Genomic DNA, 16,787 nt, shown 5'->3' on the forward strand with positions numbered 1-16,787 from the left:
TGTTGATACGCGCGCAACGGGTGACTTATTCACCCGTTGCGCGCTTTGTCGCTGCACGGCACGCGCAATGCCAATATCAGCGCCCGATCACCCGCTTGAACGGCGGCAACGCGTCGATGATGCGTTTGCCGTAGCGGCGTGTCAGCAGGCGCGAGTCGAGGATGATCACGCGGCCGTGGTCGCTGGAACTGCGGATCAAGCGGCCCGCGAACTGCGTGAGCGTGCGCAGCGCGTGCGGGATGGCGATCAGGTTGAAGGCGTTATGGCCGCGACTTTCCAGCCATTCGCTCAGGGTCGAGGTCTGCGGGTCGGTCGGCACCGCGAATGGCACCTGGGTGATGACCACCGTGGTGCAGGCATCGCCGGGCAGATCCAGGCCTTCGCCGAAGGAGTTCAGGCCAAACAGCACCGAGCCTTCGCCGGCGGCGATACGGCGCAGGTGTTCGGTGATCAGTTGCGACTTGTTGCCCTCGCCCTGCACCAATACGCGGTTGCGCTGCGCCAGCGGCATCAGGTCGGCGACCTTTTCCATCTTCCAGCGCGAGGTGAACAGCACGATGCTGCCCTTGCCGGTCCAGTCGAGTTCGCGCACCAGGTAACGCGCAACTTCCTTCGGGTGGCCTTCGCGATCGTCTGGGGTGACCGGGAAATTGGGCACGATCAATTCGGCCTGATTGGGCAGGTCGAACGGTGAGGCCAGCGAGGCCATTTCGGCGTGATCGGGCAGGCCGTTGTCGATCGCGAACGCTTGGAAATCGCCGCCGCCGGTGAGTGTGGCCGAGGTCATCACCACCGAATCCACTTCGTTCCAGATCATCGTGCGCAGCACCTGCGCGGCCGACACCGGCGAGCAATGGCAGATCAGATCGCCGTCGCGCGAGAGGGTGATCCAGCGCGCCATCGGCGGCTGGCCTTCCTTGTCTTCGCGCCGCCAGCCGCTCCACAGACTGTGTTGCTGCTCGGCCATTTCCAGAGCCAGGCCGAGGCTGCGCTGCAGGCGTTCGCGCGCCGAGTCGTCCTGCTTGCCCTTGGCGATCGCGCTGTGCGCGGCATGCACCCAGTTGAACAACGCGCGGGTTTCTTCGCCGAGTTCTTCGATGGCCGGGCCCCATTGCGGCGGCAGCTTGCCGTTGGCCGCACGCCACAAGGGATCGCGCTCGCCGGGCTCGGGCTTCCACACGCGTTCGACCTCGGCGTGGAAGGCCTTGAGCAGCTTGGACACGCGCGCGGCCACCTCGATGGCCTCGTTGGGCAGCAGATTGCCGAGCTTGTCCTTGTCCACCGCGCGGTAGGCGGCGGCGATGAGGATCTGCAGCCGACCGGTGCGCTTGGCCATCTCGTCCAATGGCAGGCTGGCGGCGCCCTGGTCGATCGCCACGCCGGCGATGTGATGGCCTTCGTCGAGCACCAGCAGCATGTCGGCGGGCGGGGCGATCAAGGGCTGGCCATTCTCGGCATCGCCCAGCGACAGCGACGACAACAGCAATGCATGGTTGGTGACCACGATCTGCGCTTCGCGCACGTCGGTGCGCGCCTTCAGCACCGGGCATTGCGCGGCGTAGCTGCAGCGGCGGCCGGCACAGCCGGAGGCCGGCGTGGTGATGCGCAGGCGCAGCGGCACCGAGACCTGCTCGGGCGCATCGTCCAGATCGCCGTTCCAGCTGCGCTCGGCGTAGGCCGTGGCCAGGCGCTTGGCCAGATCCGCGTCGGCCGGGCTGAGCGGGCGGTCGTAGAGCACCTGTTCGTCGTCGAACATCCCTTCCTGGCTGGTCTCGCCCTGCAGCTCGGCGGCGTTGCGCGTGCACAGGTAGCGGGTGCGGCCCTTGGCCAGTGCGACCGTGGCTTCCAGCCCGGTGGCCTTGAGGAAAGCCGGAATATCGCGCTCCACCAACTGCGACTGCAGCGCCACGGTGCCGGTGCTGATCACCAGCTTCTTCTTGGTGGCCAGGGCGATCGGCACGCCAGCGGTGAGATAGCCCAGGCTCTTGCCGACCCCGGTGGGGGCCTCGGCAATGCCGATGCCGCCGGAGGTGGCCAGCGCGCGTGAGACCAGGCCGATCATCTGGCTCTGCGCCCGCCGTGTGGCAAAGCCGGGCGTGTTGGCCTGCAGCTTGGCGTAGGCCTCGCGGATGCCGGCCTTGATCGGATCGGTCAGAACGCGCTGGGTGGGAACCGGCGCCGACGGCGCGGCCGGTGGGGCGACTTCATTCATCGCGCTATTTTCGCACGGACCGGCGCAGCGCCTGCGACCGGCGTGGCACTCGGCTGAACGTGTTTGCTGGCGCGGGGCGGCGCCACCGCCATCTTGGTCCCGGGTACGCACGCTGCACGGCCACTGCATGCGTCGGATCCGATCATCGCTGGCGGGCACTGCCCGCAAGTTCTGACCCGAAGGGGCGCGCAACGGATGCCGCCCCAATCACCCTGCGCTGCCTACAACGAGCAGGCAGCGTCGCTCCACGTTGTCAGCGGCCTTGCGTCCGCGGCGGCCATGCATAGCGTGCCCAGACCAGCCCGATGACCACCATTGCGACGCCCATCAGCAACATGCCGGCACCCACGCCAGTGGGCCCGAAGCGCTCATACAGCAGGCCGCCGCGATTGACCGCAGCCAGCGCCTGCGGATGCAGCAGCGTCCACCCGCCCTGCCCGGCACTGACCAGCCCGACCACCACCAGCGCGATGGCTTTGAGCGGAATCATGGGCGCGGGCCGGCGGCGGGCGGCACGCGTTGCAGGCTGCCTGCCAGCGTCCACACCAGCACGCCGATGCCCACGCCTTGCATCGCCATCAGCACGAAGTGGGCGATGCTGGTCACCATGCTGATCTGACGCACATTGCCTTGCTGCAGCAACAGCATCGGAATCGCCTGGAAGGCAACCTCGGCAAACAAGCAGCCCAGCAGCAGCCAGAGCGCGGCCAGCCCGGCACGCCGCAACGGGCTTTGCGAGGCACGCCACAGCAGAACCAGCCCGAGCAGCAACGCGATCAGCATCGGCACGCGCGACAGCAGGCTGGTGACCAGGGTCAGCAGGATATCGGTGGCGGTGACGCTGCCCACCTCAGTCGGCACTGACCAGAACGGCCTCGCGCGCGCGCAGCGCGGCGTAGACCGGGTCGGTGTCCGGGCGCACTCCGTGCCACAGCGCGAAGCTCTCGGCGGCCTGCTCCACCAGCATGCCCAGGCCATCGACGGCGTAGCGGCATTGCGCCGCGCGTGCCCAGGCCAGGAAGGCGATGGCGGTGGGGCCATAATTGAGATCGACCGCCGCGGTGAGGCTGTTGACCAGGCCCAGCGGCATGGCGAACGCACCGGCGTCGCGATCGCGCCCAGCCGCGGTGGCATTGACGATCAGTTCGAAGTCGCCCAGATCGCGCAGGTCTTCGATGTAGCGCGAGACCACCCGCCCCGGCTCGCCGAGCGCATCGCACAAGGCATCGGCACGCTCGGGCGAGCGGTTCACCACCACCATTTCGGTGATGCCCGCTTCCAGTAGCGCCGGCGCCACGCCGCGCGCGGCACCACCGGCGCCGAGCAGCAGCACACGGCGACCGCGCAGATCCAGCCCGTGGCGGTCGGTGAGGTCACGTACCAGACCGGCGCCATCGGTGTTGTCGCCCTGCCACTGGCCGTCGTTGCGCACCAGTGTGTTGACCGCACCGGCCAGACGCGCGCGATCGCTCAGGCTGGCCGACAACGCACAGGCGGCCTCCTTCAGCGGCAGGGTGACGTTTGCGCCCTTGCCGCCTTCGTCGGCGAAGCGCTCCAGCGCGGCAGCGAACTCTTCTGGCGGTGCGTCGATGGCGGTGTAGTCCAGCGCGATGCCGGTCTGCTTCCCGAAGTCGGCATGGATGGCCGGCGACAGCGAATGGGCGACGGGGTGACCGAACACGGCATAACGGGATACGGGCATGAAACGCTCTCTGGTTGACTAGACTGTGCGCGACTTGAGGCAGGAACCCCGCATGCAACTTCGATGGACACTGCTCGCGCTGGCGGCAAGTTTACTCTGCGTCCCGGCCGCGTCGGGGCTTGCCGAATTCGGCATCGAAGGCATGGGCGTGGTCTCCACGCCGGCCAACGAAGCGCGCGCCACGCTGAGTCCGGACGGGCAACGCATCGTCTGGGCCAGCGACCGCGCCGGCGGCACCGGGGGCTGGGATCTGTGGCAGGCCCGGTTGAATGGCGGGCGCTGGCAGAACGCAGAAGTGCTGCAGATCAACACCGCGCAGGACGAGACCTCCCCGCTGTTCAGTGCCGATGGCCGCTGGCTGCTGTTTGCCTCCAGCCGCCCTGGCGGTGCCGGCGGCGCCGACCTGTATCGCGCACCGGTGGATGCGCAGGGCCGGATCGGTGCGGTGCAATCGCTGGGCGCGGCGATCAACAGCCGCGGCGACGAGCGCTCCCCGACACTGTCGCTGGACGGCACGCGCCTGTTGTTCGCCAGCAACGGCCACGGCGGCGCCGGCGGCATGGACATGTTCGTGGCGCGCTGGGATGGGCAGGCCTTCATCGCGCCGGTGCCATTGAGCGATATCAACAGCGCTGCCGACGAGCTGGATGCGGCCTGGCTTGGCGATGGACGGGGGCTGGTATGGGCACGCGGCCAGCAAAATGGTCCCAGCCAGTTATTGCTGGCGACCTGCAGCGACGGCCATTACGCCGTGGGCCAGGCAGTGCCGCTGTCGTTCAACGGGCCGCAGGAACGCACCTTCGGTGCGGTGGTGGATGCGGCCAAGCCAGGCGAGTTGCTGGTGACCGGCAGCGCGCGCGCACCGCGTGCGGGGCAGCTGGACATCTACCGGATGAAGGCGCCGGCGGTGGAGGGGGATACGAGCTGCCGTTGAGGATGGGTGGGTGCGCAGACCCTTGCCAAGGGGCTGCTGGGAATACGACTTCACGCCAAGCTGTTGCAGAGCGGATGATCTGGGTCCTCGCTGCAGGACTGCTGATCTGCTGTTTGGCTGCACGAGGTCTGATTGCAGAGCTGCTGATCTGAGGCTTGGTCGCAGGGCCCTTGCCCGCCCACCATCGCAGGACACGCCGCAAGTACGTCCATGTAGGCTCTTACGCGGCATCCATGCCGCGTAAGGTCCCGCGACGGTGAGCGGGCAAGGACCAGTCGGGATGGTCGGTGTGCATGGTCAGAAGCGGGACCGGCAGCCTGCGGTCAGATGCAGCGGTGGTTGCATGATCCTTGTGATCTGGCAGACGTGGTCTGATTTCCAAAACTTTCCGTCGAATGCAGGCAGTAAGTGGATTGGGTTTGCCCCCTATCGCTAATAGTCATCCACACATGGATACAAGCAGCCAGACAGCTGCGTTAAGTCGCCTCGCTTAAGTCATCCCGCTTGTGCGGTTCCATCAGCGCACGACCAACTTGGCAGGCGTGATGTCCTTACCGGTTCTGGGACACTTGGCGGCATGGATGCCGCCAAGGAGCCTCCATGGACGGATTCACGGCGTGTCCCGGAAGTGGTGAGGGCATCACGTCCTCGACCAACCAGGCTTTTGATTCAAGCATCGGACCGCGCTTAGACGCCGCCATGGTTGGCAGCTAACAAAACCAGCGCACACGCTGCAAGGAGGGCGCGGTCGATGCTTGCTAGGACGCAGCATGTCTCCGTCGTTCACCGGGATTTTCCCAAACCGTTCGCATCCGCTTGACGACCGCACGCCACGTTTTACTAGCCGCTCCAACCCAGCGATGTAGTGGCCATGACCGCGCTCAATACACATCGCGCCGATAACGTCCCGCTGCGGTCAGCGACTCCAGCCGCGTCTCGCCCAGCAATTCGCGCAGCGTGGCATCGACCTCACGCGCCATGCTGTCCAGGCTGCCACAGACATGGATCACCGCACCGCGATCGATCCAGTGGCGCAAGGTGTCGCCGGTCTCGCGCAAGTGATGCTGCACGTAGCGCTTGTGCGCCTGGTCGCGCGAGAACACCCGGTCCAGCTGCTGCAGATGGCCACGCGCGTGCCAGGCCTGGAGTTCGTCGGCAAACAGACCATCGTGCGCGGCCTGCCGTTCGCCGAACAGCAGCCAATGTCCGTGCACGCCGGCCAGCTCGGCCTCGCGTAGCAGACTGCGCAAACCGGCGATACCGGTGCCGTTGCCGATCAACACCATCGGCGCCTGTTCGATGCGATGGAATCCGGGATTGGTGCGCAACCGCGCGCGTATCTGCCCACCGATGGGTGCGTGGCAGATCAGCCAGCCCGAACCGAGGCCGGGGCTGCCGTCGGCGCCTGTGGTCAGGCGCACCACCGCGGTCGCAACGCCATCGGCCGGCACGCTGGCCAGCGAGTAATCGCGGGTCGGCAGCCAGGCGCAGGCGTCCAGCCAGGTCTGCGGATCCGGATGCGGCGTGGGCGGGCGCGTGGGCGGCTCCGGTAGCACGCGCTCGGCGACGGCCTGCTGCAGCGGCAGCAACTGCGCATCGACATGCACCAGCGCGTCGGGCGGCAGGCCCCAGGCGGCCAGACACGCGCGCACGTGCGTGTAGGCGTGCGCCGGCTGCACTTCGAGGATGTCGCCGGCCTGCCAGTGCGTGCCGGGCGGTGGCAGCAGATCGATCTGCCAGATCGGTGCTCCCTCGCTGCCCGGGTTGAGATGCGTGCGCGCCGCCAACGTCCAGTGCAGCAGCGTCGGGCGGGCCAGCGGCACGGCGGCCACCGGCGCACCGGCAATCTGCGCCAGTTGCGCATGCCATTGCGCCAGGGCCTGCGGATCGGTGTTGTCCATCTCCACTGCCGGAAACAACGGCTGCGCGCCCTGCGCCTGCAGCCACTGCTCGATGCGTCGGGAAAACCCGCAGAACTGCGCGTACTGGCGGTCGCCCAGGGCGAGCAGGGCATAGGTCAGCTGTGGCAGCGTCATGCGCTGACGCAACAGTTCGCGCTCGAAGCTGCGGGCGGTATCGGGCGGCTCGCCATCGCCGAAGGTGCTGACCACGAACAAGGCATGCCGGGTGCCCTGCAGATGCTGCGCGGTGAGCTGTGCCAGCGAGCGCACCTGCACCGGCAGACCGGCCGCCTGCAGATGCCCGGCCGCCTGCCAGGCCAGCCGTTCGGCAAACCCGCTCTGGCTGGCGAACCCGATCAACCACGGCTCGGCCTGCGAGGCCGCTGGGGCACCGTGCAGGACATCGCGCGCGGCACGCAGCGCGCGCTTCTTGCGGCGGCGATCCAGGTACAACAGCCAGCCGGTCACGAAGAACACCGACATGCCGACACTGGCCAGCATCACCACGATGCGGCCCGGCAGCCCGAAGAAGCTGCCCGAATGCAGCGGAAACATGCTCACCAGCAACTGCTGCCCGCGCGGCAGCAGTGCATAGTCCTGGCGACGCAGCAACGCACCGCTGCCCGGCTCGATCTCCAGATTGTCGTAGGCGCGATCGTGATCGGGATGGTCGGGCAGGAACCGCACGCTCAGCGGTTGCCCCGCACGCGGCGGGATACGCAGGTCCAGTGCCGCGCTGTGTGTGGCCGGGATGGCATCCAGGGTGCGTTGCACGGCTGCAAAATCCACCGTGGCCGGGCGGTGATCGCGCCCGCCGCCACGCATCGCCGGCTCGGTGCCGAGCAAGGCCACCATGCCGTCGCGGTACCAGTTGTAGGACCAGGTCAGCCCGGTCAGCGCCACCAGCAGGTACACCAGCAGACACCAGGTGCCGAACACCGCGTGCAGGCTCCACAGAAAACTGCGCCCCTGCCGCCGCCATTCCACTGCCCACCAGGTGCGCAGACTCCACCAGCGTCGCGGCCAACGCAGATACAGGCCGGAAGCGCAGAAAAACAGCAGGATCAGGGTGCTCGCACCGGTCACCGCCTGGCCACGCTTGCCGGCGGTCAGATGGCGATGCAGGTCTTCGATAAAGGCAAACGCGCCGCTCAGCCGCGGGGCGGCGACCCTGTCGCCGGTGTAAGGATCGAAGTACACCCGGCCTCCGTCCTTGCCGGCCAGGCGTGCATTGGACGGACGCTTACCAGTCGGATCGATCAGCATACGGGTGACCGCCTGTTGCTGATCCAGGTCCAGCCGGCGCAGCAGCACATCCACCGGCAATGGCCGCTCGCCTGCGGCATGCCGCTGTGCCAGCTGCGCGATGGCCGGATTGGCCAACCGCACGATCTCGTTTTCGAAGGACATCAACGCGCCGGTCAGCCCCATCACCGACAGCACCAGCCCGGCCGTGATGCCGAGCAGCCAGTGCAATTGGAACAGGACGGTCTTGAGCACGCGCGAGCAGCCGCAAACAGTGGGCTCGCCATTGTAGATGAGAATCGTTATCGCAGTTTGCGTGGGATTGCGAGGCTCATGCCACTGCCGCAGCGCCGTCAGTCAGCGACTGCTATGTCACTCGATCATTGCAGCAACGCCGGTACCCATTGATCTGCGGGAAGCAGATTGATCAAGCTGCCTGCGCCACACCTTCCCTCCCCATCCGGAAGGATGGCGCGCGCCGCACGCAGCGCAGGCCGGGACAGAACGCGGCCTGCGAGATCGTTGGGTTTTTCGAATCGGGCCAAGCCTGCAGGCGCCGATTGCGGCCTGGAGGGCGTCACAGCACCGCCTCGGCGCACTCAGCCTTCCCGCAACCAACGCGCCACCTGCGGTGCGAAATAGGTCAGCACGCCATCGGCGCCGGCGCGCTTGAACGCCATCAGCGCTTCCAGCACGCACTTGCGTTCGTCCAGCCAGCCATTGGCGGCGGCGGCCTTGAGCATCGCGTACTCGCCGCTGACCTGATAGGCGAAGGTGGGCACGCGGAATTCCTGCTTCACCCGCCGCACCACATCCAGATACGGCATGCCCGGCTTGACCATCACCATGTCCGCGCCCTCTTCCAGGTCCAGCGCGATCTCGCGCATGGCCTCGTCGCTGTTGGCCGGGTCCATCTGATAGGTGGTCTTGTCGGCCTTGCCCAGATTGCCGGCGCTGCCGACTGCATCGCGGAACGGGCCGTAGAACGCCGAGGCGTACTTGGCCGAATAAGCCATGATGCGCACATTGAGATGGTCCTGCGCATCCAGCGCGCGGCGGATCGCACCGATGCGGCCATCCATCATGTCCGACGGCGAGATGATGTCCACACCGGCTTCGGCATGCGACAGCGACTGCCTGACCAACGCCTCGACGGTGATCTCGTTGAGCACATAGCCCTTGGCATCGATGATGCCGTCCTGGCCGTGCGTGGTGTACGGGTCCAGCGCCACGTCGGTCATGATGCCGAGTTCGGGAAACCGCGCTTTCAGCGCGCGTACCGCACGCTGCGCCAGGCCGTCCGGATTCCACGCCTCGGCCGCGTCCAGGCTCTTGCCGGCCGGGTCGATCACCGGGAACAGGTCGATCACCGGAATGCCCAGCTCCAGGGCCGCTTCGGCTTCGCGCAGCAATTCGTCCAGCGACAGGCGCTCGACGCCGGGCATGGACGCGATCGGCGCGCGGCCGGACAACTCATGCACGAACACCGGCCAGATCAGGTCATCGGTGGTCAGCGTGTTTTCGCGCATCAAACGGCGCGAAAACGCATCGTGGCGCATGCGGCGGGGACGGTAGTGGGGATGGGCCATCGTGGGCTCCTGTCAGCAGCCCGCAAGTTTACGCCCGCGACCCGCCGCCGGACGCGCTGCGACGCTGTGTCGCAGCGGTGCAACGGGCCGGATCACGCCGTGATCAATGCAATGCAAGCGTGATCCGCTTGGACCACGCGGTCAGCTCACCCCACAGGGAACGCGCCCGGCTGGCGGCGGTGCCACGCGTCGATCTTCTCCATCGCCAGCCGGCGCACGGCCCTCCGAACTCGCGCGACCTGCCTGGAAGGCGACGCCGCGTGCTAGATCACGCCGCCGCCCAGGCTCAGGCGGATCACCCCGACCACGATCACCAGGCCGTTGAGCAGCAGACCGGTCTTGGCACGTCCGCGATTGCCGGCCGAGGTGAACAGCAGCGCGATCGCCGCGATCAGCGCGCCCAACGCCGCAAACGGGATCAGGAACCAGTTGCCCCAGCCCAGCAACGGGATGAAGGCCAGCACCATCCACAGCAGCGCCACAATGCCCCACAGCAGGCTGATCAATCCCACGTGCCACCTCGCCATTCAAAGAAGCCACGAGCTTAGCGCCGCGCCCGCCAAGGCGCTGTGGGCAGATGTTCACCCTGACCAATGGCGGCTTGGCGGTAGCCTCACGTGGGCATGGCTAGGGTGCGGCAAAGTCCAGAGCGATTCAGTCCGGGCGCCGGATCATCGTTGCCATTACCCACAGGGGGTTCCACCATGTACATGCAATCGCTGATCAGGAATGCCGCCATCGCGGCTGCCACCGTTGCCTTGCTGGCCGGTTGCGCCAGCAGTTCCAAGGTGATGCTGGGCCAGGCGCGCGCGCCGATCGACCCGTCACTGGTGCAGGTGTACTCCAATGCACCGGTCGGCTCGGTGGAAATCGCCCAGCTCGAATCCACCAGCGCTGCCGGTTTCGGCACCCAGGGCCAGACCGATGCGGCCGTGCAACGGCTCAAGCGCGAAGCCGCCAAGCTTGGCGCCAACGGCGTGGTCATCGTCGGCGTGGGCTCGGAACGCTCCGGCGGCGGCCTGTCGGTCGGCGGCGGCAGCTACGGCGGCCGGGTCGGCGGTGGCCTGGGCATCGGCATCCCGACCACACAGAAGCGTGCGGCCGGCATGGCGATCTGGGTGCCGGCGGGGGCCAGGGATACATCTACGAAAGAACTCTGAGAGGCGCTTCACTACAGCCTGGGCCGAAGCTTCCTTGCGATGACGAATGGCTAGCACGCACGTCTCCCTAGAGTGCTTCCCCCGAAAATCTGAAGGTATTCATCAAACAACCGAGCATTAAAAGTCTGGAAATGCGCCATGCTCTGTGGCACCTTACGGCAGACCTGCGTTTAACCGCACACAAGGAAGATGGCCGTGGCAGGCACTCAAACGAACAATTTCCGCGCTGACAGTAGCGCCAGCGCGGGCGCCTGTGGCTGTATCGGCGGCGTTGCGCCCGCTCCCAGGCAAGCCGCCAACAGGACCCGTTGGTGCTTTCGCCTGTCTTTTTTCCCGTATCAAGCCAATTCAGTGAGACTTGCCATGACTGACCATGTCCGTCGTTCACGCGTGCCATTTTCACGCTTTGCAGCAGGCCTGCTCCTCTCCGTGGGGCTTTGCGCTGGTCAAGCAAAGGCACAAGTGATTACCCATGACCCGGTAACGCTGGAAAGCATGATTGCTGAATACGGAAAGGACTTCGAACGTTGGAAGGAAACGTTGTCGCAATACCAGAAAGAATATGCGCACTACCAGCAACAGTTGATCAAGCTGCAGAGCCTGAATTTTGGCATTACCAACATGGAAGACAATTTCACCGAGCGTGACCCCAACTACGGGATGGCAGCAGCATGCTCCGGTGCAGGCAGTGGCCTGGGAAGCATCATGACAAGCATCAAAAGTATGCTGCCCAACATGGATGGCAACCTGGTGACTGAGCAGACCAAGATCTGTCAGTTGATGGTGATGACTGAAAACGCGCGCTACAACGAGTCTGTCCGCATGCTCAAACGATTGATTCAGCGCAACAAAGAGTTCGATCAGAAGATTCAGTCGCAACGGAAAGGTGTAGGAACCAGCCAGGGCGCGCTTGCTGCAAATGACAACGAGGTCGCGCGTTTTGTGGCGCAGAACTCGATGGATCTCGACTACTGGCAGGCAAAGCTAAAAGCCTACGACTACTACGAAGCTTCTTTGAAAAGCGACCAGCGAAAGCTGACCAAGCGCGCCTTTGACGGCAATAAGGAGGGCGGCATCCCACTGGTCACCCAGCTGGTACAGGCTGCGGCTTTGAAGGCGGCATTATCAGTTGATTGAGTGCACTTGTACATTTGCTGGGCACGGCAGGCAGTTTTATTAGGATCAAATCGGGGCGGATATGGACAGCGTTTTTCAGGGTGCATTGAGTTGGCTTAGGCCGATGGCCGATACAGGCATTGGCGACTATGTCTTTTTCAAGCTGATCAATGATTACCTGAATAAGGAAATCGACACGTTCGGCATGGAGCTGATCGGCCGTGCCATGACGTGGGTGAGCGTGATCGCCATGATTTTGGTCACGCTGTGGGTGATGATCGTTGGCTATCGGCTGGCGACCGGGCAGTCTCGCAATTCGGCAATGGAGACCATGGGCAAGGCCGCCAAAATCGTCTTTATCCTGAGTATCGCCACTGCAGTGGGAAGCAACGGCGCGATGCTGCACAAGACGATGACGCAGAACCTGGACCAGGAGATCCACGAACTGTTCACAGGCGAAAGCGGTACGTCAGCAGCCGATGCAATCGACGAAAATCTTGGCTATACGCAGCTCGCGATGGCCGCCGTGGATGTGGTGAACATCGACTCCGATGATCCGGAAGCGCTTCAAAAGAAGAGCAATGCCATGCTGCTTGCCGGATTTGGCACAGCAAGTCCTGCGATGGCGGCAGGCGCCATGCTGCTGTTGTTCAAGTTCACGATGGCGTTCCTGGTTGGCGTTGGCCCCATCTTCATCCTGGCACTGATGTTTGATTCAACCAAGGATCTCTTCAAGAAGTGGCTGTTCTATGTGATCGGCACCTTATTCTCGATGTCCATGCTCTCGGTGGTATCGGCCATCGTGCTCAAGCTTTCCACCAAGGTCGCCATCGCGCTCTGGGTTGCCAAAGGCATCACCGGGCTGATGGGTAACAATACCGAAGGCCTAAGCTCGCAAGCCTTGCAGCAAGGCGGTATCGGCTTGCTGTTGACCACCCTCATCATCACCATGCCTACCGTCGCGGCAGCGCTGTGGCAAGGAAGCATGGGAACGTTTATGGCGTACTCGGCATTTGGTACCGCTGGCGCGAGCAGCGCTTCTCCTGGGCCACAGGGGCAGCCGCCTGGGTCTTATGTTCCACAGCAGAGGGGTGCTAATTCATCTGTGCCACCCAGCTCTTATGAGGCGCCTACAGCCACCGGTCAGCGAATCACTGGAGGACAGCCTCAAGCAATACAAACGCCCGCCCCGGGATCTAGAGGTGTCGCATCCCAGAGCAATAACCAAGTCATCTAAATTTTGGGCTGAGGCATTATGAGAATTTATAAATTTTTTATTATTATCTTAGCTTTCTCTGTTAGCTCGGCACACGGAGAGGGAGGTTGCCCCCCGGGGCAGTACCCTGTTGGCGGACAGGGGGCAGTTGCATGCGCACCAATCCCACAAAACAGTTCACAGTCACGGCCTCGACCAAGTGGAAAATGGATCAAAACGTGGGGTGCAATCGCAATGGGCTCTGTAAATTCAGTCATAAACTACGGAGTTTCGACGGGCAAGTTCTCTAAAAACGATGCGCAGCGTGAAGCAATGCAAAAATGCGCATCCCACGGCGAACAGGATTGCAAAATCACGCTTACCTATCAAAATCAATGCGCAGCAATATCAACGCCGGAAATAGGGGGCAAACCATCAGGAGGTACGGTTCACTTTTCTGGCGGCGAAACCATCGCTAAAGCATCGACTGCGGCGTCAGCTCAATGCAAAAAAAGCAACCCAACTCCTGCCCAGTGCAGCGTTATCTATAGCGATTGCACAGAGCAAGTATTCGAAGAATATTGATTTAATTTATTTATTCAATTATCAGAATTAATCAGCAGCAGCCAAACAAGGCCGCCAGCTGACAAGAAAATATAAATTTTATACTTGTTGTAGAACGCTTGAGCTAGCAAGCATCGCAACTAGGCGGCATCGGTCTATTGCTGGCCACTGTCATCATCACCATGCCTACCGTCGCGGCAGCGCTGTGGCAGGGAAGCATGGGAACGTTTATGGCGTACTCGGCATTTGGTACCGTTGGCGCGAGCAGCGCTTCTCCTGGTCCCCAAGGGCAGCCGCCTGGCTCGTCATGTCCTCAACAACGAGGAAATGATGGGCCAAGAGGCAATGATCAACAGAGATCCGCGATTTAAGTACTGCACGAGTATCGGGAGTTTCCTGTAGCGCTCCTGTTGCGCCCGCGCCTGGATCGCGCGGCATCGCGCCGACTGGCGATCCTGGTCGGGTTGTCTAGTTTTGGTTTGCAGAGGTTTTTACTGATGCTAAAAGCAACTATGATGCTCGCCGGGATTGCTCTGTCTTATCCTGCTTTTGCGGAACAAGGCTGCCCAACAGGTCAGTATCCTATCGGAGGACAGGGAGCGATCTCATGCGCCCCTATTCCGCAGCAGCAATCCACGGTCGCGCAGCCCCGCCCCGCTGGAAAGTGGTTAAAAACTTGGGGCGCGGTTGCAGTAGGCGTACTTAACGCCAAGCCTCTGTATGCTGTCCCGGTTGGGCTTGCCTCAGAAGATGCAGCAAAAAGGGAGGCCTTGGATAGATGCAATAAGTCAGGCGCCAAGGGCTGCCGGCCCTCGACGACTTTTCGCAATCAATGCATGTCCATAGGTGAACCTCAAATCGAAGGATCGCCAAAACCTGATGGTATTATTGAGTTTTCAAGGCAGCCTACCGAACAACTTGCAAAAGGCGCAGCCCTTCGTGGATGTAGCGAGGAAAATCCAGGCACTGAGTGCAAAATAATTCACACCGCTTGTTCTGAGCAAATTTTTGAGAAGTTTTGAATTAGTTTAAATAGAACACAGACTCACAGAACGGTCGGAATGGCTGTGAAATAGTATGCGTTTAGCCATCCTCCTTTTGTCTCCGCTTATATTTCAGGTAAAATCAATTGCAAATTCCCCATAGCCTTTCGGCGTCTAGCCAAGGAATTTCCTCGGGAACGTTTTACAGCCTAGACTGATCACAGTACGTATGCATTAGTGTGACTTCGGCCATCGTGCTCAAGTTTTCCACCAAGGTCGCCATCGCGCTCTGGGTTGCCAAAGGCATCACCGGGCTGATGGGTAACAATACCGAAGGCCTAAGCTCGCAAGCCTTGCAGCAAGGCGGTATCGGCTTGCTGTTGACCACCCTCATCATCACCATGCCTACCGTCGCGGCAGCGCTGTGGCAGGGAAGCATGGGAACGTTTATGGCGTACTCGGCATTTGGTACCGCTGGTGCTAGCAGTGCTGCCCCTGGGCCTCAAGGGCAGCCGCTTGGGTCGCATATTCGCTAGCACGGCGGAAGTAACAACCCTACTCCAGAAACCTCACACCAGCTGCCGAGTACTCATAATTATTCAGGAGCCCTACAGACCTCAACGCCACAAGAAAGTAGCGGCTCGAGGGGTGCAGCCAATAACACCAGCCGCTTTACTTGAGCGAAACAATATGAGAATCCAAGCTGTAATCCTCTCACTAGTTTTGATTATTTTTTTATCACCTCTAGCGCACGCTGAAGGCGGATGTCCGGCGGGGCAATACCCAATTGGAGGTCAAGGAGCAATCACATGCGCCCCAATCCCACAAGGAAGTGTTCAGCAAAAATCTCGTCCAAGTGGAAAGTGGATAAAAACGTGGGGAGCGATTGCTATGGGTTCAATTGATTCGACTACGAGCTATGGGGTTACCTCTGGTAAATCCTCAAAGTCAGAAGCGGAACAGGATGCTCTAAGACGCTGCGCATCTCATGGCGAGGATAATTGTGAAATTGCGCTTTCTTATGAAAATCAGTGCGCAGTCATTGCCGAACCACAAATCGATGGAAAACCTCTTTCTAAAGGATTTGTCAGATTCACCGGCGCTGAAACAGTCTCAAAGGCAAGTGGGATAGCATTAAGAAACTGCAAAAGTGAAAACAGCACTACCGCCAACGTCGAATGTAAAATTGTATATAAGAATTGCACGGAGCAATTTTTTCAAGAATTCTAACTCTATTACTTTTCATTGGATACTTGAAAGTAGCTTGCAACCCGGCTGATGCTAGGCGGCATTATCATTGCTAATTGCAGCCGCGGTCATCATCACCATGCCTACCGTCGCGGCAGCACTGTGGCAGGGAAGCATGGGAACGTTTATGGTGTACTCGGCATTTGGTACCGCTGGCGCGAGCAGCGCATCCCCTGGGCCACAGGGGCAGCCGCCTGGGTCTTATGTTCCACAGCAAACAAGAAATAACTCCGTCTCAGAATCAGCGCCAGTGCAAGCTTTGACCACCCAACGCGTTTCTGGACCGCTCTGGACCGCAGCACTCCCAGCAGGCATCCACCTCTGAAATCGCTGGCTCCAGAGGACTTGCAAATCAAAATGACAGCCGAATCAGCTGAATTAAACAGGGAAATTTTATGAAGTTCGGTTATCTGATTTTATTGGTCCTGCCATTTCACATGGGTGCTGCGCATGCGGAGGGTGGCTGTCCTCCTGGACAATATCCGATAGGCGGCCAGGGCGCCGTATCTTGCGCGCCAATTCCTCAAGACAAAACAAAACAGCCACCACCCCAGCCCGCCGGGAAATGGATAGATAGCTGGGGTGCTATAGCTATAGGGTCCATTGACTCAACCACGAGTTACGGTGTCACTACAGGGAAATTATCTAAAGCTGAAGCTGAATCAGACGCCTTAAAGCGATGCGCATCTCATGGCGAGAAAAACTGCCAGGTGGGACTCAGCTATTATAATCAGTGTGCCGTAATAGCCGAACCGCAAATAAATGGAAAACCCCTGACGGCTGGGTTCTCGAGATTTGTCGGCGCAGCCACAGTTAAAAAAGCAAGTAGTCTTGCTTTAAAAAGATGCGAGAAGGATAATAAAATCGCCCCACAGGCCGAATGCAAGATCATATATCAAGCATGCTCAGATTCTAAATTTCAAGAGTTTTAGGCAGTT

Annotated in this window: 15 protein-coding genes and 1 pseudogene; 9 read left to right on the forward strand and 7 right to left on the reverse strand. The window is 61.8% G+C overall.

The window, feature by feature from the left end; all coding sequences use genetic code 11:
* Nucleotides 1–76 precede the first annotated feature (76 nt).
* The 4 genes from dinG to aroE form a co-directional block, all read right to left on the reverse strand.
* Entirely contained in the window at nucleotides 77–2,212 is a 2,136-nt protein-coding gene (gene dinG / locus AC1PLS_RS19665; RefSeq protein ID WP_184434829.1) for an ATP-dependent DNA helicase DinG, read from the reverse strand.
* A 253-nt stretch (nucleotides 2,213–2,465) separates the two neighbouring features.
* Nucleotides 2,466–2,702 (reverse strand): hypothetical protein, encoded by a 237-nt coding sequence (locus AC1PLS_RS19670; RefSeq protein ID WP_126966442.1) that lies wholly within the window; start codon nucleotides 2,700–2,702, stop codon nucleotides 2,466–2,468.
* Entirely contained in the window at nucleotides 2,699–3,073 is a 375-nt protein-coding gene (locus tag AC1PLS_RS19675) for a hypothetical protein (RefSeq protein ID WP_016902791.1), read from the reverse strand. The genes AC1PLS_RS19670 and AC1PLS_RS19675 overlap by 4 nt, the downstream gene beginning before the upstream one ends.
* Entirely contained in the window at nucleotides 3,063–3,914 is an 852-nt protein-coding gene (aroE, locus tag AC1PLS_RS19680) for a shikimate dehydrogenase (RefSeq protein WP_024939079.1), read from the reverse strand. Before aroE ends, AC1PLS_RS19675 begins: the two co-directional genes overlap by 11 nt.
* 52 nt (nucleotides 3,915–3,966) lie before the next feature.
* Between aroE and AC1PLS_RS19685 the strand changes: the two genes are divergently transcribed.
* Nucleotides 3,967–4,848, forward strand: a complete 882-nt coding sequence (locus tag AC1PLS_RS19685; RefSeq protein ID WP_184434832.1) for a TolB family protein — start codon at nucleotides 3,967–3,969, stop codon at nucleotides 4,846–4,848.
* A gap of 881 nt (nucleotides 4,849–5,729) precedes the next feature.
* On the opposite strand, the gene AC1PLS_RS19690 is transcribed toward AC1PLS_RS19685, so the two are convergent.
* The 3 genes from AC1PLS_RS19690 to AC1PLS_RS19700 form a co-directional block, all read right to left on the reverse strand.
* Nucleotides 5,730–8,249: a PepSY domain-containing protein gene (locus AC1PLS_RS19690; protein WP_184434835.1), complete on the reverse strand. Its 2,520-nt coding sequence runs from the start codon at nucleotides 8,247–8,249 to the stop codon at nucleotides 5,730–5,732.
* Nucleotides 8,250–8,593: 344 nt separating this feature from the next.
* Nucleotides 8,594–9,583, reverse strand: coding sequence for a porphobilinogen synthase (gene hemB, locus AC1PLS_RS19695; protein WP_024939082.1), 990 nt, complete (start codon nucleotides 9,581–9,583; stop codon nucleotides 8,594–8,596).
* A 263-nt stretch (nucleotides 9,584–9,846) separates the two neighbouring features.
* Nucleotides 9,847–10,089 carry a hypothetical protein gene (locus AC1PLS_RS19700; RefSeq protein WP_024939083.1) on the reverse strand — a complete coding sequence of 81 codons (243 nt, stop codon included), beginning with the start codon at nucleotides 10,087–10,089 and terminating at the stop codon, nucleotides 9,847–9,849.
* Nucleotides 10,090–10,287: 198 nt separating this feature from the next.
* Between AC1PLS_RS19700 and AC1PLS_RS19705 the strand changes: the two genes are divergently transcribed.
* From AC1PLS_RS19705 to AC1PLS_RS19740, 8 genes and pseudogenes are all read left to right on the forward strand, one after another.
* Entirely contained in the window at nucleotides 10,288–10,743 is a 456-nt protein-coding gene (locus AC1PLS_RS19705) for a hypothetical protein (RefSeq protein WP_024939084.1), read from the forward strand.
* Nucleotides 10,744–10,938: 195 nt separating this feature from the next.
* Nucleotides 10,939–11,880, forward strand: coding sequence for a hypothetical protein (locus AC1PLS_RS19710; RefSeq protein ID WP_311551649.1), 942 nt, complete (start codon nucleotides 10,939–10,941; stop codon nucleotides 11,878–11,880).
* A gap of 61 nt (nucleotides 11,881–11,941) precedes the next feature.
* Nucleotides 11,942–13,096, forward strand: coding sequence for a TrbL/VirB6 family protein (locus tag AC1PLS_RS19715; protein ID WP_184434838.1), 1,155 nt, complete (start codon nucleotides 11,942–11,944; stop codon nucleotides 13,094–13,096).
* Nucleotides 13,097–13,309: 213 nt separating this feature from the next.
* A complete protein-coding gene (locus AC1PLS_RS19720; RefSeq protein WP_161961241.1) occupies nucleotides 13,310–13,639 on the forward strand; it encodes a DUF4189 domain-containing protein in 330 nt (109 codons plus the stop codon).
* A 443-nt stretch (nucleotides 13,640–14,082) separates the two neighbouring features.
* Nucleotides 14,083–14,640 (forward strand): DUF4189 domain-containing protein, encoded by a 558-nt coding sequence (locus AC1PLS_RS19725; protein ID WP_481103993.1) that lies wholly within the window; start codon nucleotides 14,083–14,085, stop codon nucleotides 14,638–14,640.
* Nucleotides 14,641–14,834: 194 nt separating this feature from the next.
* Nucleotides 14,835–15,131: pseudogene (locus AC1PLS_RS19730) on the forward strand (type IV secretion system protein); the annotation flags it as partial.
* Between the two features lie 160 nt (nucleotides 15,132–15,291).
* On the forward strand, nucleotides 15,292–15,831 hold the full coding sequence (locus AC1PLS_RS19735; protein ID WP_080689418.1) for a DUF4189 domain-containing protein: 540 nt from the start codon (nucleotides 15,292–15,294) through the stop codon (nucleotides 15,829–15,831).
* 413 nt (nucleotides 15,832–16,244) lie between these two features.
* On the forward strand, nucleotides 16,245–16,781 hold the full coding sequence (locus AC1PLS_RS19740; RefSeq protein ID WP_080689419.1) for a DUF4189 domain-containing protein: 537 nt from the start codon (nucleotides 16,245–16,247) through the stop codon (nucleotides 16,779–16,781).
* Nucleotides 16,782–16,787 lie beyond the last annotated feature (6 nt).

It is taken from the genome of Xanthomonas sp. NCPPB 3218, from assembly GCF_056725185.1.